Origin of the sequence: Komagataeibacter oboediens (genome assembly GCF_018491655.1) — a bacterium.
Classification (GTDB): Bacteria; Pseudomonadota; Alphaproteobacteria; order Acetobacterales; family Acetobacteraceae; genus Komagataeibacter; species Komagataeibacter oboediens.
The window spans coordinates 118,412-135,516 of the sequence record NZ_JABLUU010000005.1 but is presented as its reverse complement, the minus strand read 5'-3'; the positions used below and the strand labels follow the sequence as shown (position 1 = coordinate 135,516).

17 protein-coding genes are annotated in these 17,105 nt (G+C 63.8%); 7 read left to right on the top strand and 10 right to left on the bottom strand.

All coding sequences use genetic code 11. The annotated features are described in order from the left end of the window. Positions 1-5 precede the first annotated feature (5 nt). From HNO79_RS06505 to HNO79_RS06495, 3 genes are all read right to left on the bottom strand, one after another. Positions 6-1,055 carry an AI-2E family transporter gene (locus HNO79_RS06505; RefSeq protein ID WP_214164904.1) on the bottom strand — a complete coding sequence of 350 codons (1,050 nt, stop codon included), beginning with the start codon at positions 1,053-1,055 and terminating at the stop codon, positions 6-8. A 189-nt stretch (positions 1,056-1,244) separates the two neighbouring features. After that, on the bottom strand, positions 1,245-1,739 hold the full coding sequence (locus HNO79_RS06500) for a GNAT family N-acetyltransferase (protein ID WP_048856331.1): 495 nt from the start codon (positions 1,737-1,739) through the stop codon (positions 1,245-1,247). 19 nt (positions 1,740-1,758) lie between these two features. Next, on the bottom strand, positions 1,759-3,033 hold the full coding sequence (locus HNO79_RS06495) for a restriction endonuclease subunit S (protein ID WP_244987442.1): 1,275 nt from the start codon (positions 3,031-3,033) through the stop codon (positions 1,759-1,761). A gap of 99 nt (positions 3,034-3,132) precedes the next feature. On the opposite strand from HNO79_RS06495, the gene HNO79_RS06490 reads away from it, so the two are divergent. Further along, a complete protein-coding gene (locus HNO79_RS06490) occupies positions 3,133-4,494 on the top strand; it encodes an MATE family efflux transporter (protein ID WP_214164905.1) in 1,362 nt (453 codons plus the stop codon). 1 nt (position 4,495) lies between these two features. On the opposite strand, the gene HNO79_RS06485 is transcribed toward HNO79_RS06490, so the two are convergent. Continuing rightward, positions 4,496-5,002, bottom strand: a complete 507-nt coding sequence (locus tag HNO79_RS06485; RefSeq protein ID WP_214164906.1) for a hypothetical protein — start codon at positions 5,000-5,002, stop codon at positions 4,496-4,498. Between the two features lie 150 nt (positions 5,003-5,152). Between HNO79_RS06485 and HNO79_RS06480 the strand changes: the two genes are divergently transcribed. Next, positions 5,153-5,476, top strand: a complete 324-nt coding sequence (locus HNO79_RS06480; protein WP_214164907.1) for a superinfection immunity protein — start codon at positions 5,153-5,155, stop codon at positions 5,474-5,476. On the opposite strand, the gene HNO79_RS06475 is transcribed toward HNO79_RS06480, so the two are convergent. From HNO79_RS06475 to HNO79_RS06460, 4 genes are all read right to left on the bottom strand, one after another. Beyond that, a complete protein-coding gene (locus HNO79_RS06475) occupies positions 5,473-6,927 on the bottom strand; it encodes a glycoside hydrolase family 32 protein (protein ID WP_214164908.1) in 1,455 nt (484 codons plus the stop codon). The two genes, HNO79_RS06480 and HNO79_RS06475, sit on opposite strands and share 4 nt — an antisense overlap. A 207-nt stretch (positions 6,928-7,134) precedes the next feature. After that, the gene (gene serA, locus HNO79_RS06470; protein WP_010513422.1) at positions 7,135-8,400 is read right to left on the bottom strand and encodes a phosphoglycerate dehydrogenase; all 1,266 of its coding nucleotides are present in this window, start codon (positions 8,398-8,400) and stop codon (positions 7,135-7,137) included. A gap of 90 nt (positions 8,401-8,490) precedes the next feature. Beyond that, positions 8,491-9,306 carry an inositol monophosphatase family protein gene (locus HNO79_RS06465; RefSeq protein WP_048856335.1) on the bottom strand — a complete coding sequence of 272 codons (816 nt, stop codon included), beginning with the start codon at positions 9,304-9,306 and terminating at the stop codon, positions 8,491-8,493. After that, positions 9,306-9,809, bottom strand: a complete 504-nt coding sequence (locus tag HNO79_RS06460; protein ID WP_214164909.1) for a c-type cytochrome — start codon at positions 9,807-9,809, stop codon at positions 9,306-9,308. Before HNO79_RS06460 ends, HNO79_RS06465 begins: the two co-directional genes overlap by 1 nt. 138 nt (positions 9,810-9,947) lie before the next feature. Between HNO79_RS06460 and HNO79_RS06455 the strand changes: the two genes are divergently transcribed. The 4 genes from HNO79_RS06455 to smpB all read left to right on the top strand — a co-directional run bounded on the left by HNO79_RS06455 (position 9,948) and on the right by smpB (position 13,058). Continuing rightward, positions 9,948-10,685 (top strand): 3-deoxy-manno-octulosonate cytidylyltransferase, encoded by a 738-nt coding sequence (locus tag HNO79_RS06455; RefSeq protein WP_214164910.1) that lies wholly within the window; start codon positions 9,948-9,950, stop codon positions 10,683-10,685. Next, positions 10,682-11,527: a prephenate dehydratase gene (locus HNO79_RS06450; RefSeq protein ID WP_214164911.1), complete on the top strand. Its 846-nt coding sequence runs from the start codon at positions 10,682-10,684 to the stop codon at positions 11,525-11,527. The genes HNO79_RS06455 and HNO79_RS06450 overlap by 4 nt, the downstream gene beginning before the upstream one ends. Positions 11,528-11,680: 153 nt before the next feature. Further along, positions 11,681-12,559 (top strand): 4-hydroxy-tetrahydrodipicolinate synthase, encoded by an 879-nt coding sequence (gene dapA, locus HNO79_RS06445; protein WP_010513427.1) that lies wholly within the window; start codon positions 11,681-11,683, stop codon positions 12,557-12,559. Between the two features lie 4 nt (positions 12,560-12,563). Further along, a complete protein-coding gene (smpB, locus tag HNO79_RS06440; RefSeq protein ID WP_214164912.1) occupies positions 12,564-13,058 on the top strand; it encodes an SsrA-binding protein SmpB in 495 nt (164 codons plus the stop codon). 170 nt (positions 13,059-13,228) lie between these two features. On the opposite strand, the gene HNO79_RS17385 is transcribed toward smpB, so the two are convergent. Further along, complete coding sequence (locus tag HNO79_RS17385; RefSeq protein WP_029329294.1) at positions 13,229-13,912, bottom strand: cold-shock protein; 684 nt, start codon at positions 13,910-13,912, stop codon at positions 13,229-13,231. 371 nt (positions 13,913-14,283) lie between these two features. Between HNO79_RS17385 and acuR the strand changes: the two genes are divergently transcribed. Then, positions 14,284-15,003, top strand: coding sequence for an acrylate utilization transcriptional regulator AcuR (gene acuR, locus HNO79_RS06430; protein WP_232275585.1), 720 nt, complete (start codon positions 14,284-14,286; stop codon positions 15,001-15,003). On the opposite strand, the gene recG is transcribed toward acuR, so the two are convergent. After that, positions 14,942-17,089, bottom strand: a complete 2,148-nt coding sequence (gene recG / locus HNO79_RS06425; RefSeq protein ID WP_214164965.1) for an ATP-dependent DNA helicase RecG — start codon at positions 17,087-17,089, stop codon at positions 14,942-14,944. The genes acuR and recG overlap by 62 nt on opposite strands. Positions 17,090-17,105: the final 16 nt, after the last annotated feature.

Here is a 17,105-nt window from a genome sequence, read left to right as displayed (position 1 = left end):
CAGCCTTAACGCGCCTGTTCTTCCGCCGCCGCCGTGCGCCATAGCGACAGGGCGACCGCAATGACCGTCGGCCCCATGAACAGCCCCAGCAGGCCAAACATGTGCAGCCCCCCCAGAATGGCCGTCAGCACCGCAAGGAACGGGATGCTGGTGCTGCCACTGATCAGCTTGGGGCGGACGAAATGGTCCCCCGCGCCATAGGCGATGGTCCCCAGCGCCGCCACGATCACGGCCTGCGTCACGCCATTGGCGGCAAAGGTCATGAGCGTGGTGGCGCAGAGCAGGATCGGCCCGCAGAAAGGAATGATGCTGACCACCGCCGTCAGCAGCGTCAGCAGGGCGGGGTGAGGGGTGCCCGCAATGAAATAGCCGATCCCCACCAGCACGCCCTGGCCCAGCCCGACCAGCACCAGCCCCGCGACCGTGCCACGCACGGCGCCTACGGTGTTGCGCATGACGTCACCTGTCCGCTCCCCCAGGAAACGGCGGCCCACGGCACGGATATCGCTTACCAGCGCATGCGATGCGGCAAGGTAGAAATAGACCGACAGGGTAGCGATGACGAAGGTTTCCGTCATGTCCATCACCCGGTGCGGCAGTGCGCGGCCGTCGCCCGTTGCGAACATGCGCGATGCCACGCTGGTCCAGTGCCGCAGTTCCTCCGGGTCGGACAGGTAGCGGCTCCACAACGCCGACAGACGCGGGCCGATACGCGGGATGTCCGCCACCTGTGGCGAGACAGGGATACCATCATGCAACGCCCCGCGCCCCCATGCCAGAAGGGATGGCAGGTCCATGCCCGCCCGCACCACCATGGCAATCATGGGCACGGCCAGCAGCGCGAAGATCCCCGCCGCGATCAGGCCCGCGGCCATACGGTTGCCCATGCCCCGCCCGACCAGCCGGCGGTACAGCGGATAGGTCGTGATGCTCAGGATACCGCCCCAGACAAAGGCAAACAGGAAGGACTGTTCGATCCACGCGGAAAACAGCACGACCGCGCATACAAATATAAAGGTCCCGATATACTGGGTCCGGCTCCGGTTTTCATCCATATGGTATGATCTATTCCTGATGTGATGATGATGCGTCGTATATGTCAGACACTGTAACATAACCCGCACGGCACGGGACCGCGCGTTTTCCTGCGCCCGTGCATATTCATGATCGATGTCGCGCCAGGCATGCGCATGGACGGCGCCCCGGACGCTATCGCGCCCGGTTTAACAACTGCTGAACATATATCAGCGCGCCTGCGCGCCCGACAGCAGCCTGCGCATGAAATAACGTGGAAAGAAAGGCGCCGGGCCATCAAGCTGACCGAACACCTCAAACCCCACCTTTTCATAAAAAACCCGCGCCTGAAACGCATAGGTATCAAGCCACATATGGGTGCAGCCCCGCTGGCGGGCTTCGTGTTCGGCCATCGACACCAGCCTGCGTCCCATCCCGCGCCCGCGCAGGCGGGGGACCACGGCCAGCATGTCGATATGCATTTCCCCCCAGCGGGACTGCGCCACCAGGCCGCCCTGGATGTCCCCCGTCACGCGATCGCGGATCACGATGACAAGGTCATGGCAGTCAATGTATCCCACCACGCCGCATGTGAAATCACGCAGTATGGACAGCACCGCGTCCTCATCCGCCCGCGTCGGACGCGGCAGGACGGCAATTTCCACATCCATTCCCGAACCGGGGGATCCGGGCGCGCGGGCGCGACATTCGTCCGTTGTACTCATTCCCACCCCATTCCACTCTTCACGTCGCCTGTCCGTTGACATGGGCCTGCCGCAGGGCAGGACGATATTCACACAGCACGGCGCGCAATTGTTCGCGGGCATACGCCCGGCGGGCCTGCCGGTCCAGCATCTCCCACACTTTCTGCGCGACCGCGCGCTGGCGGGGCAGAGGGGGCAGGCATAGTTCAAGCGAGGCAAGGGTCCGGGTATCCACTTCGGGAAAGACGCTTCCGCCCGCACGGCGCCGCAGTTCCGGAGCCGCCACATGCAGCAGCAGGGCAAGAAAACGCAGGTCCACATCCGCCGCGCGCGGCACAAGCGCCTTGCATCCCTGGCTTACGGATACAGGTGCCGCTGTCATGCCCACCCGCCCCACCGGGGCACGGGTGGAGACAACCAGTGCGCCCGCTTCCACCACCGCGGCACGACAGGCAGCCAACCCCATGGCAGACAGGCTCCGCGCGCCATGATCCACCCATGCAGGCGGCCCGGCAGGCAGGTCGGCAGGCGTCAGCCATGCCACGTCATGTCCCCAGCAGGCCGCGTTGCCCGTGGCGGGCGTGCCCCCGCCCACGATGTCAAACACGCTGCCCAAGGGCCGGATGGTCCCGCCGGCCGGCACGGGGCCGGGCCATGCCGCGCCAGAGGGCAGGAGCGCATGATGGATGGCCGCCTGCGTGTATTCACTGGCCGTCATCGCCTGCACGTCCAGTTCGCGCAACTGCCGGTCGATCCGGTCCAGATGATGGTCCAGCGCCTCGGCAATGGCACGCTGGTGCGGCAATGGCGGACAGGGTACCGGCAGGCTGTTCATCCGTGCGCGGGTCAGCTTGGGGCGGGTTGTGCCGTCCACATACGCGGCATAGGACAGGGTATTGAGCGCATGCGCCAGGAAACGCCCATCCACCCCTATCCACGGACGTAGCACATGCACATGATTGCCCGCCCATAACGGGCCATCATGGAAAAACGCGACATCACGCACGGAATCGAAAAAGGGAGCGCTATCCTCGCCCAGCAGCACTAGCGGCCCATCAAACAGCGCCCGGCCCACATATCCCGCAACACCACTGGCGCCATGATAGGGCACGGTGCCCGGACAACGCGCCCGCTGCGCGCGATTGAGCGGTACGCGGCCTGCATCCAGACAGTCCACCAATGCCCCAAGGGGAGCGATGGGCCAGCACGATGCATGCATATGCCCCGCAAATCCGCCACCACGCGCCTGCCGCATGCCGTCTGCCGATCCGTCCATGCGGTACGGGTGACGTGGAAAGCATGATGTGTCAATCATGATCCCCATATGCTGGCGGCATGCGACGGAATGATATAAACCCCCCACAGATACCGTACGGCAGACATAACCATGCCGCATGGCTGACAGTAGGATTGCATGACGCGTTCACCACACGCATTCGGGACGGAATTCCGCTCCATTCTTGCCATCGCGGGACCGATGGGCCTGTCACAGTTTGTCCAGATGCTGATGGGCGCGACCGATGACGTACTGCTGGGGGGGCTGGGCGCATCGGCGCTGGCGATCGGGGGACTGGCGACGAGCACGTTCTTCACGCTCAATGCCATCCTTGCCGCCATGATCGAGGCGGGCGGCATCCTGCTTTCACAGGCGCGCGGACGGCAGGACCACGCCAGCCTGGGCACCATCATGACATCCATGCTGGCGGTGGCGCTGGCCCTGTGCATGCCCGAACTGTTCTGCCTGTGGCATGTTGACCGGCTACTGGCATGGATGAACGAGCCCGAGGCCATCCGCGCGCCCGTCGTCCATTTCGTCCATATCCTGATGTGGGCCGTGCCGCCCGCCCTGCTGGGGCAGGGGATCGTGACCACTGCGCTGCCAGTCATGGGGGCGCAGGGCATCCTCATGCGCGTCATGCCGTGCATCACGGTGGTCAACGGGGTGCTGAACGCAACCCTGATCCATGGCTGGTTCGGGCTGCCTGCGCTGGGGCTGTATGGATCGGCCATCGCCACGGTCACGACATTATGGTGCATGCCGTTCATCATGCTGGCCTTCGTGGCCCGCAGGCCGGACCTGCGCACGGTGCTGCGTCCCCGCGCGCATGAATGGGGACATACGCTTGCGCTGCTGCGCACCGGGCTGCCGATGCTGGCAGCCGCCATGGCGGAGGTCTCGCTCTTCCAGGCCAACAGCCTTGAGGCCGCACGCCTTGGCAACAGCGCGCTGGCAGCATTCCAGATCATGCTGGGAATAGGGGTCCAGTGCTTCGTGGTGTACATGGCGCTGGGGCAGGCATGTAACATCCGTGTCGGCTACTGGACCGGGCGGGGCGACCCGGCCATGATGCGGCGTGCGGCATGGGCGGCCATGCTGCTGGGCATTGCGGTGGCGGCCGTCATGACACTGGGAATGGCGCTGGGGCGGCATGCCATCATTAGCCTCTACCTGAACATGTCGCTGCCCGAAAACACACAGGCGGTCAGCATGGCGCTGGGCCTTCTGCTGGTCGGGGCGGCATTCCAGATTCCAGATGCGGTGCAGGTCATCACCACCGGCATCCTGCGCGGGCAGGGTGATACCGCAGTGCCGATGGTACTGGCTGTTATCGGGTACTGGGGCATTGGTTTCCCCAGCGGGGTCTACCTTGCCTTCCGTCACGGCATGGGACCATCGGGGCTGTGGTGCGGCAACGGGATCGGCCTGGTGGCGGTATTCATGATGCAGGGCACGCGTATCGTGTGGCGCATGCGCCCGCGCACCGCACGGGGATAGGCTACAGGCGCTTGTGCATTTCCTCACGGATGGAATTGCACTTCTTGGTAAACACGCCCGCCTGCGACGCGGTCATGAAGTTTATCAGGAAGGCACCCAGCAGCGAGCAGAAGGACAGGATGATCAGTACCCGTCCCATCAGCGATATGATTCCGCCGTAATGCTCGGCCGAGTACCATAACAGCCCCAGGCTGAGCACCGCACCGAACACGCCCAGCACGCCGGTGGACCGGATGAGGGATTCCTCCTCCCGGATGAAGGTGGAGGATTCCTGCCATAACAGGAACAGCTTCCGATCCATTTCCTGCACGGCGGTGGCATATTCCTCCGCGTCATCGGGGTGCTGGTGGTCTGTGCCGCTGCGGTGCAGTTCCAGTTCCTGCCGGGCCTTGGCAAAGACGCGCCTGCGCTCCTTTATGGCGGGCAGGCTGATATCGACGAAACTGAGGATGGCGACATTCAATCCGGCTGACAGCTGGATCACCGCCTGGAAATCACCCCAGATCACAGGTTGTCCCCATCGGGGCACACATGACTGCGCACTGTAAAAAAAACCCTGACAAGTTGGATCCGACCGACATGTTCATGCTGCACGCCGGTGCCCAGCGCGCGATATGATGTGGCGGCACGCCTGTATTTAGGGTTAGCATGAAGTGCTATGAATATCCATGTTCCCTCCACTTACGAGGTCTACCGTGGCTGGCAGTCCATACAGGGCACGGGGCTGGAAATCGGCACGGCTGTCCTTCTGGTACTGGCCTTCGGACTGGCGGGAAGCATGGTGCTGTTCCTGCTGCCAACGTTCATTGCATGTCGCCGCGGTGTGCATAACGCGGCGGTGGTGGCAGTGGTGAACTGCGCTACGGGCATGACCGGGATCGGCTGGGTAATTGCGCTGCTCATGGCCTGCGTGATGGAAACCGACATACAGCGCCATACCCGCCTGAAGCGGCACGACCAGACCTTCCTTGGCGGCCCCTAGCCGCCTGTCGGTTCCGGGTCCGCCGTCAGTCGGTCGGGGGAAATAGGGGTCATGCGCCGCGCCTGTATGGATGCGCTTTCGAACGTACCCTGCATTTTCAGCACGAATGGTCCCGCCGGGTCACCATAGGCGCGGGTGCTCAGGCCGATCCCGCTGGATGCGAAGATTTCTATAACCGATGCATCAACCAGAATATCAAGTGTGCTGTGATCAGCCAGGGGCAGGGGAGCCGCATCCCCATTGGCAATCAGTTCACGCCCGGGCCGGTAGGGATCGTAATCCAGATCAAGGAAGGCATCCCGACCACCAAAAATGATCCGTCCCGGCGCCTGCCCGGAAAAAGATACGCGGATACGGGCATTCGGTCCGTCCGTATGCCCCGGTTCATGCCCGGCACCCTGCATGAAGACCGGCCCTTCCAGCATTGCAATTGCCGGATGGGGGACCACCCGCGCAAGACCATCCTCACCGATGGTCATGACGCGGGGCAGGGACATCACCCCGTTCCAGCCCGCCTGCATGGCCGTCTTGGCCCGTCCCGGTTTTTCAGGGATCCAGCCCCACACCACGCGTCGGCCATCCGCATCCAGCATGGTCCGCGCGGCATAGAACAACCCGTAGCCCAGCGGCGCAACATGGCGGACGTGAAACCTGTCCTGCCCGAACGTGCCAACGGCTGCGTAAACGGTATCACCCAGCGAATAGACAAGAACCTGAGAAGCCTCTAGCGCGAAAAAGTCCGGACACTCCATCGCATCATCATATCCGCCAGCAATGTGGGTCGGCCCATACAGGATCCTGCGATAGGTCCATGTCAGCAGGTCGGGGCTGTCATACAGCAGCACGACACCACCTGGCCCCATGGGGGAAGCATGGACATTCGCCCCCAGCACCATGCACCACCGCGTCCCGTCTTTCCACACCATCGGATCGCGGAAGCCTTCCACCTGCAGTCCTTCGGGCGGGGTCGCGATCACGGGTTCGGGGTGGCGCGTCCAGTGCATCATGTCCAGATCGGACGTAGCCATGCACTGCACGGATGGCTCGATCCCGGTATAGAACGCCACCGCCCGTGCACCATCGATCACCACGCAGCCACTGAACACGCCCTGCGCATCGGGGCCGCCGGGCTGGGGGGTGAGTGCGGCAGGCAGGTTACGCCAGTGCACAAGGTCCGTACTGACCGCATGCCCCCAGTGAATATCGCCAAACGCGGCCTTGTCCGGCCCCCACTGATAAAACATGTGATAACGCCCCCGTACCCAGACGGGCCCACAGGGATCATTCATCCAGCCATAGGGAGCAATAAGGTGATATTGCGGTCGCAATGGATCGGCGGCAAGCGCCGATGCCAGAGGCAGACGAACCGGCCGCGCCGCTGCCACGCGCCCGCCTGCCCATGGCAGCATGGCGACACCACCCAGAACGGACCGTCGGGAAATGACAGGCATTGCACCCCCAATATATAACGATACCGTTATTATTGAGGCAGCGGGCTGATGTGACAAGACCACTGGTGACATCCGCCACCAGACACTTTGTCCATAAAATAAGGGGGCGCGCCCAATGGCATGCCCCCTTATCGGTCGTTCAGGGTGACGCCGCTTTTAAAAAAGGCGGCACCCAAAAACTTTTACACTTTTATCAATAGGTTAATTTTACTGCTGCTTGTACAGCAGCCGGGCGCGCAGGGTGCCCTTCAGTTCACGCAGGCGGTCAAGGATACGGTTGTCCTTTTCCACGTCGCGGCCGGTGTCGGCCTCGACAACAACATAACCCAGTTCACCCGCCGTCTGCAGGTACTGCGCGGTGATGTTGCAGGCTTCGGAGGAGAATATCTCGTTGATCTGCAGCATGATGCCCGGCACGTTTTTATGCACATGCATGAAGCGTGTCCCGTGCGGGTTTTCCGGCAGTTGCACGGTGGGGAAGTTGACCGCCCCCAGCGTGGAACCAACATCGGAATATTCCACCAGCTTGCGCGCCACTTCCACGCCAATACGTTCCTGCGCTTCCGCCGTGGAACCGCCGATATGCGGGGTCAGGATCACGTTGTCCAGACCACGCAGCGGGGTCTGGAATTCCTCGCCCGCCGCCTTCGGTTCCTTGGGGAACACGTCAATCGCGGCACCCAGCAGGTGGCCGTCCTTCAGCGCAGCGGCCAGCGCATCCAGATCCACCACGTTGCCGCGCGCGTTGTTGATCAGGAACGACCCTTTCTTCATCGCGCGAATCTGGGCCTCACCGATCATGCCGGCCGTTTCCGGCGTCTGGGGCACATGCAGGCTGACCACGTCGCTCTGCGCCAGCAGGGTTTCCAGCGTATCGACCGGCGTTGCATTGCCATGCACCAGCTTGTCGATCACGTCGTAATAGAACACGCGCATGCCGAAGGCTTCGGCCAGGACGGACAGCTGCGAACCGATGGAGCCATACCCCACGATCCCCAGCGTCTTGCCACGCACTTCCCAGCTGTTGGTGGCGGACTTTTTCCAGATCCCGGCGTTGCATTCCTCCGACTTGGGGAAGATGCGGCGCATCAGCATCACGATTTCGCCCATGACCAGTTCGGCGACCGAACGCGTGTTGCTGTACGGCGCGTTAAAGACCGGAATACCGGCCTCACGCGCAGCGTTCAGGTCCACCTGATTGGTACCGATGCAGAAACAGCCAATCGCGATCAGGCGGTCGGCCTTTTCGATCACCTCACGCGTCAGCTGCGTGCGTGAACGGATCCCGACGATATGCACGCCTTCCAGCGCCTTCTGCAGGGCATCGCCCTCCAGCGCCGTTTTCAGGCGGGTTACGTTTTCGTATCCATTTTCCTTCAGCAGCCTGACGGCACTGTCATGGATGCCTTCAAGCAGCAGGATGCGTATCTTGTCCTTGGGCAGGGAAAGATGTCCGTTGGATTGGCTGGTCATGTCGCGTGCTCCCGCTTCTGTACGGTCAAGGTGGGTCGTCCCTATCCGATTGCCCGTGCCCCCGCTAGGGGGAAAGATCATTTAGCGCCGTTACTTTATGGCAATGCCACGCGACAGCAGCCCCGTCACACGGGGCAGCAGGGCGCCGTCCCCTACCGCCAGAACCGTGCCATCGCCATCCGCGCGAAGCGGCTGACCCGACCAGTCTGTCATGCGGCCGCCGGCCCCTTCCACCACCGGCACCAGCGCTGCCCAGTCCCATATCTTCATGGTACATTCGGCAATAATGTCGATCTGCCCCAGCGCCAGCAGGCCATAGGCATAACAGTCACCGCCCCAGCTTGTCCGCCTGACGGCGGCGGCCAGTACGTCAAAGCCGGGCCGGTGGGGCGCATCAAGGATCTCTGGCGCGGTGCATGACAGTTCTGCATGTCCCACATCGGCGCATGCGCGCGTGGCAGGCGTGCCGGGCAGGGCGGACATGTACCGCGTGGTTTCACCACGCAGTCCGATCCACCGTTCCCCCGTCACGGGCTGGTCAATCACGCCAAGCACCGGAACATTGTCGTGCAGCAGGGCGATCAGCGTACCAAAGGTCGGACGCCCGGTCAGGAAGGCCCGCGTGCCATCCACCGGATCCACCACCCAGCGATACGGGCTTTCGCCGCGTTCCAGCCCGAATTCCTCCCCCATCACGCCAAAACCGGGCAGGCGTTCGGACAGTACGGCCCGAATCGCGCGTTCCGCCGTGCGGTCGGCTATGGTGACGGGGCTGGCATCGCTTTTTTCATCCGCGCGGACACCCCGGCGGAAAAAGGGCAGCACCACGGTGCGCGCCACGTCGGCGGCGGCCATCGCCGCCTCCAGCACCGCATCGCGCGGGAAGGCAGCGGGCAGGGCGGTCATTACCGCGGCTCCGGCTTGAGGGAGTTGAGGTAGGCGATCAGGTCCGCACGCTCGGTTTCCGATTCAATGCCCGGGAACGACATCTTGGTGCCCGGCGCATAATCAGCGGGGGATTTCAGCCAGGTGGACAGGGTGGTGTTGTTCCATGTCTCGTCCTTGTGGGTCTTCAGCGCATCCGAGAACTCATACCCCGGAATATCACCGACATGCGTGCCAACCACACCAAACAGGGCCGGGCCGATAATGGAAGGCCCCTGTGGCGCAAGGCTGTGGCACATCGCGCACTGCCGGTCGGCAATGGCATGCCCCTTTTCCACGCTGGCCCTGGCGACCAGATCATCGATCGACGCACCCGCCGGGGCTGCGGGATGCGGGATGGCCACGCCGGGCTTCGCAGGCACCGGTTCGGGCACGGCGGTACGGGCAACACCCCAGCTGGCACCCACCGCCAGCGCTGCGAAGAGGCAGGCTGCCCCGATCTGGTTTAGGCGTACACTGTCCATGAAATCGGGCGTCCTTCCCATACGGTTGCATGAAAACCGCTCCTTACCTAGACTGCTGCGCGCCCTGTGTGAAGCACGCACGGCAGCGGACGGCCCCCGCCGCCGCCACAGATTACGGATGGCCCAGACCCAGATCCCATGAACCCCATTGTCCTGATTCCGGCCCGGATGGCCTCGACCCGGCTGCCGGGCAAACCGCTTGCCGACATTGCCGGCCGTCCCATGATCGTCCATGTGCTTGACCGCGCGCGTGCAGCCGATATCGGCCCCGTGGCCGTGGCCACGGCAGACCGTGACATCGCCGATGTGGTGGAACGCGCTGGCGGCACGGCGGTCCTGACCGACCCGGCGCTTCCCTCGGGGTCCGACCGCATATGGCAGGCCCTGCAGCAACTGGATCCGCAGGGACTGCATGACACGGTCATAAACCTGCAGGGCGACCTGCCGGGGGTAGACCCGCAGAACCTGCGTGACGTGCTGCGCCCGCTGGCGGATGCGCAAACCGACATCGCAACCCTTGTCGCCCCCGTGCGCGATGGGGCGGAAGCAGCCGCGCAATCCGTGGTCAAGGTCGCCTGCACTTTCGCACCAGACGCACAGGTGGCGCGCGCGCTGTATTTTTCCCGCCTGCCCATTCCATGGGGGGACGGGCCGCTATGGCACCATATCGGCATATACGCCTACCGCCGCGCGGCACTGGCCTGCTTTGTCAGTCTGCCGGAAAGCGGTCTGGAAAAACGTGAAAAGCTTGAACAGCTCCGCGCGCTGGAAGCGGGCCTGACCATGGGGTGTGCGCGGATCACTACCGCACCTTTTGGCGTTGATACACCCGCAGACCTTGAACGCGCGCGGGCGACACTGGGGAACATGGCATGAGCGGCGAACGCATCATCGCCTTTCAGGGACGGCCGGGCGCCTATTCGGACCTGGCCTGCCGGCAGGCGCGGCCTGGCTGGACCACGCTGCCATGCCAGACCTTTGCCCAGACCATTGCCGCCGTACATGACGGGCAGGCCGAACTGGCCATGCTGGCATGTGAAAACAGCCTGGCGGGACGTGTGCCCGACATTCACGCGCTGCTGCCCGAAGCGGGACTGTTTATCGTCGGAGAACATTTCCAGCGCGTGGAGCACTGCCTGCTGGGCATAGCCGGCAGCACGCTGGCGGATGCGCGGCGGGTGCATACCCATCCCGTGGCCATGGCGCAGGTTCGGGGCATCATTGGTGAACTGGGGCTGGACCCGGTGGTGGAATTCGATACCGCGGGCGCTGCCGAAATGGTGCGCAAATGGGGCCGCAAGGAAGATGTGGCCGTGGCGTCGTCGCTTGCTGCAGAGCTCAATGGCCTTGAAATCCTGCGTCGCAATGTGGAGGACGCCGCCCATAATACCACGCGCTTCTACATCGCCTCGCGCAGGCCCGACACGCTGCCACCGGCCGGGCCGGGCTTCATGACGACGCTGCTGTTCCGCGTCAACAACCAGCCGGGCGCACTGTACAAGGCGCTGGGCGGCCTTGCCACGGCAGGCGTGAACATGACACGACTGGAAAGCTACATGCTGGAAGGATCGTTTTCGGCCACGCAGTTCCTCATGGACGTGGAAGGCCACCCCGAGGCCCCCCCGCTGGCCCGCGCGCTGGATGAACTTTCGTTCTTTTCGGAACAGCAGGAGATCCTGGGCGTCTATCCCGCATCGCCCTTCCGGCATACACCCTGACGGGACTGGACATGGCGGGCATGTTTTGCCCGCCGTGCCATTGTCTATATAACGGTCCGGCCTGCCCCATGCCCGGGACAGGCCACAGGAAACAACGTGCCGGACCCACCGGCACACGCATAGCCACGACACAGGATCCAGGTGGAAACAACCATGTTCAAGGGTTCCATTACCGCCCTTATTACCCCCATGAACGAGGACGGATCGCTGGATCTGCCCTCCATGGGCCGATTCATCGACTGGCAGGTCCAGCAGGGCGCATCCGCCCTGGTTCCGGTCGGCACAACGGGCGAAAGCCCGACCCTGACGCATGATGAACATGCCAAGGTGGTGGAATTCACCATAAAATCCGTGGCGGGGCGCGTGCCCGTCATTGCAGGCGCGGGGTCCAACAGCACGGCGGAAGCCGTTGCCATGGCCCAGCAGGCCCAGCAGGCCGGGGCATCGGGCGTGTTGGTGGTAACACCTTACTACAACAAACCGACGCAGGAAGGGGTATACCGCCACTTCATGGCCGTGGCGGATGCCATCAGCATTCCGCTTATCCTGTATAATATTCCCGGCCGCTCGGTCATCGACATTTCGGTGGAGACCATGGCGCGTCTGGCGCAACACCCCAATATCATTGGCGTGAAGGATTCCACTGCCAACCTGCTGCGTCCGCTGCTGGTGCGCCGGGCGGTGAAAAAGCCGTTCAACCAGATTTCGGGCGAGGACGGCACCGCCGTTTCCTTCCTGGCCGCCGGTGGCGACGGCTGCATCAGCGTGACCGCCAATGTGGCGCCCGCCCTATGCGCACAGGTGCAGCAGAGCTGGAACGACGGCCATGTGATGGACGCGATGGAACTGCAGGACCGGCTGCTGCCGCTGCATGACGCACTGTTCTGCGAAAGCAACCCTGTCCCGGTCAAGTTCGCCGCAAGCGTTCTGGGCCTGATGGGGGAGACATGCCGTCTGCCACTCGCCCCGTTGAGCGATGCCAGCAGGCAGAAGGTCAAGGATGCCCTCTCCGCCGTCGGGCTGCTGGATTAACCCCATGGCAGCCAGGAACAAGGGCAGCGGCATGATCTCGACCGGGATCGCAGCCCAGAACCGCAAGGGCCGTTTCAACTATACCATTGTGGAAACGGTGGAAGCGGGGATTGTGCTCAAGGGCCCCGAGGTCAAAAGCCTGCGCATGGGCCGCGCCACCATCAACGAAGCCTACGCCGGTGAACGAAATGGAGAGATATGGCTGATCAACAGCTATATTCCCGAATATCAGGGCGGTGTGCTGTCGCGGTTTGAACCACGTGCGCCACGCAAGCTGCTTCTGCACAAAAAACAGGTGGACAAGCTGCTGGGGGAAGTCGCCCGCAGTGGCGTGACCCTTGTGCCGCTGGACATCCATTTCAACAGCCGTGGCCTTGCCAAGCTGACGCTGGGCGTGGGCGAGGGACGCAAGAAAGCCGACAAGCGACAGGCCATAGCTGATCGCGACTGGCAGCGTGACAAGGCCCGCCTGATCCGTAACAAGGGCAGCGATTACTGATCCGTCCCCCACGCGCTTCGGGCTTGCCTGTCGCTGGCCGGCATGCCCACCCAGACAGGACCACATAACAAAAAAACAGGGCCGCCCCAGCCGGGATGGCCCTGTTTTCATTCTATCCGTTTACCATTCCCACACCCGCCATGTGGCGGGATGGGACAGGGCAGGGAGGATCAGTCCACCGACAGCGCTGCTGCTTCGGGGCCTTTCTGGCCTTCGACAACCTGCACGTTCGCCGTCTGGCCTTCCGTCAGGCCGGACAGGCCCGAGCGTTCCAGCGCGGAAGCATGGACGAAAATGTCCTTGCCACCGTTTTCCGGCGTAATGAAGCCGAAGCCCTTGGTCGCGTTGTACCACTTGACCGTGCCGCGCATATCCTGCGCATGCGACAGGTCAGGGGCAGGACGACCGGAGCGCGAGAAGCCACCGCGCGCGCCAGGCGCTGCGCCAAAGCCGCCGCTGCGGGGGCGTTCGGGCTGCGCCGTGCTTTCGTCGACGGACAGTACGCCTGCGACCTGGCGGCCCTTGGGCCCCTGACCGATCTGCACCACCAGCGTGGTACCCGGCGCAACTGTCGCATGCCCGGTGGGGTTCAGGGCATTGGCGTGCAGGAACACGTCACCCGACCCGTCCGACAGCTCGACAAAGCCGAAGCCCTTTTCGCTGTTGAACCACTTTACAGTGGCGCTGATTTCCGGGCCGGATGCGACGATCTGGGGACCACCACCTCCACCACCAAAGGAACGGCGCGGCGGCGGAGCGCCGCGATCACCAAATGAAGGCGACGACATGAAATCATCGTCAAACCCGCCGCGGCGCGGGGAGCGGGAGCTGCGGTCGGTCCTGTTACTTCTCAACGGTCGTAATCCCGAGGTCTAGGTGGTGGCTGCCCTGTGGGGCATCACCGAATGAAAGCACGTTTGCAGAATAGAGACTGCCTGTATGTCGTTGACCGTTGTTTAGGCGGCGCGGCTCAGGAAAACATCCTCTGTCCTACGGTGATCCTAGCATAAATCGCATCGGCATCAACAACACCAAAGCATATTCCCGCCGTTGGTTTCCACACGAATTTTCATCTGTGAACGGTTTGTGAGGGGCAGGGATGCAAAAAGTCGTGAAAAAGATGCGGATTAAATTCAGGAATTATTCTTGATTTCCATTCGCATTCGCACATTATCGGCACCAACACCCTGATTCATATGCCCCCATACAGGTAAGAAAACGATCCATGTCCAATACATCCCCCCCACGTCGAGGTCGTGGCCGCCCGCCCAAAATCGCCCGTGCGCCCGAAGGCACGCGGGCCATGCTGGTACGGGCGGGCGTCGGACTGCTGACGGAAAAAGGATTTTCTTCCACATGCGTGGATGACGTGCTGAACGCCACCGGAATCTCCAAGGGGTCGTTCTACTACTGCTTCAGCAGCAAGGAAGATTTCGGGCACGTGCTGATTGACAGCTATGCCACGTATTTCAACACCAAGCTGGACCTGTGGCTGAAGGACGCTGCAGCGCCGCCGCTGCAGCGCCTGCTCAACTTCATGCACGACGCCCGCGCGGGCATGATCCGCTACAATTTCCGCCGTGGCTGCCTGATTGGCAACCTGGGGCAGGAAATCGACACGCTACCCGATTCGTTCCGCAACATGCTCCTGACGATTCTGGAGGGATGGGAACAGCGCGTGACCGACTGCCTGCTGGCGGCATGTGGCCCGCATCCCTCCACCACGCAGAAACAGGCCTGCACCCGGCTGTCGCGTTATTTCTGGATCGGGTGGGAAGGCGCGGTGCTGCGCGCCCGTATGGAACAGACGCCCGAGGCGCTGGACCTGTACGCCACCTTCTACCTTGCGCAGGCCGCAGTCGAACTGGGGATCAGGCCGCCCGCTATCCCGCGCGTATCGCCCGCACCGCCTGTGCCCGCGAAAACAGTTCAAGCAGCAACCTGATGGCGGGCAGCCGCGCACGCAGCGCAGGCGGGGCGTCTGCCGGCGGGGTATCGACAATCCGCCGTGCATCCTGCGCTGCCAGCCGCAGCAGCATGTCCACATGCAGCGGACTGGCCAGCCGCAGGTCCGGCAGTCCGGACTGACGCCGCCCCGTCAGATCCCCGCCGCCGCGCAGGCGGAAATCCTCATCGGCGATCAGGAACCCGTCCTCCGTCTCACGCAGCAGGGCCAGCCTGCGCCGCGCGGTCTGTCCCAGTGCGGTGTCATGCAGCAGAAGACAGTAGGATTCCGCCTGCCCACGCCCCACGCGCCCGCGCAACTGGTGCAGTTGCGCCAGGCCAAAACGTTCGGCGTGCTCGATGACCATGACCGTCGCATCGGGTATGTCCACGCCAACCTCGATCACGGTCGTCGCCACAAGGATACGGGTCTTTCCCGCCGCGAAATCGGCAATGGCCTGTTCGCGCACGGCAATGTCCTGCTGTCCGTGCGCCAGCCCCACGGCCCCCTCGCCAAAATGGGCGCACAGGGCGGCGTGGCGGGCCTCGGCGGCGGCGATGTCACTCGTCTCGCTCTCGCTCACCAGCGGGCAGACCCAGAATATACGTGCCCCACGCGCCAGCGCACGCTCCAGTCCCGCCAGCAGGTCCTCCATGGATGACAGCGCATGCAGCGACGTGCGCACCGGCTTGCGCCCCGCGGGCTTCACATCCAGCCGGCTGACCAGCATGTCCCCCCACTGCGTCAGCAGCAGGCTGCGCGGGATAGGGGTGGCCGTCATGACCAGCACATCCGTGCGCGGGCCTTTTTCCCCCAGCATCGCGCGCTGCTCCACGCCAAAACGGTGCTGTTCATCAATGACCGCCAGAGCAAGGTCATGGAACACCACGCTGTCCTGAAACAGCGCATGGGTGCCGATCACCAGCCGCGCCGTGCCATCGGCGATCATGGCCAGCGCCTCGCGCCGGGCCTTGCCCTTCACGCTGCCGCTAAGGAACGCGACCGGCACGGGGGACAGTCTGCGGAAAGTGGCCAGATGCTGGCGGGCCAGTATTTCGGTCGGCGCCATCAGGGCCGCCTGGTGGCCCGCTTCCACCGCCGCCAGCATGGCCAGCAGCGCAACCAGCGTCTTGCCCGCGCCCACATCCCCCTGCAGCAGGCGCGTCATCTGCCGGGGGGCAGCAAGGTCGGCATCGATTTCCGCCAGCGTGCGGATCTGCGCCGTAGTGGGTTCATGGCCGAAGCGCGACAGGGCAATGCGGCGCAGGCTGCCATCACCCACCACCGCGCGCCCCGGCCGCAGCCGGTTCAGCCTGCGCGCGTGCGCCATGGATACCTGCTGCGCCAGCAGGTCATCACAGGCAAGGCGGGCACGGGCACGTTCGGACGCGGCCACCAGCGCGTCACCTTCCAGCAGGTCGGGCATGTCACACGGGCGGTGCAGCGTGCGCAGCGCCGCCTCGAACCCCGGCCACCTGCGCTGTTTCAGCACACTGGCGTCCTGCCATTCGGGCAGGGGGGGAAAGACATCGAACGCCGCCCGCACGGCAGCACGCACCTGACTGGGGAACAGCCCCGCCGTCAGCGGCCATACCGGGTCCAGCAGCGGGATTTCAGCCATACGGGCGGCAGGCACCACGTAATCGGGGTGAGCCATGTTCAGCCGGTCGCCAAAGCGTTCCAGCGTGCCCGACACGCATATCTCCTGTCCCGCTTCCAGCCTGCGGACCTGATGAGGGGAAAAGAACACCAGGTCCGCATCCGCCGTGCCGTCGGTCACGACAACCCGCCACGGCCGCTTGCCCCGACCACCGCCGGGTGCGGGCGGCACAACGCGCGTAATCGTGACATGCAGGGTACACACGCGTCCCGGCCCGGCCTGTCGCAGGGTGGGGCGATACCGCCGGTCCACCACCGATTCCGGCAGGTGGAACAGAAGGTCGATCACCCGGCCGCCACCCGCCACGCGCGCCAGAAGCCTGGCGGTGGCGGGCTTCACGCCCTTCAGCGTCTCCACGCCCGCAAGCAGCGGGGCAAGAAGGGAATTGACGGACGGGGAGGCGGTATCGGACACGCGGTGGTTCATCCTGCGGGGTGGCATG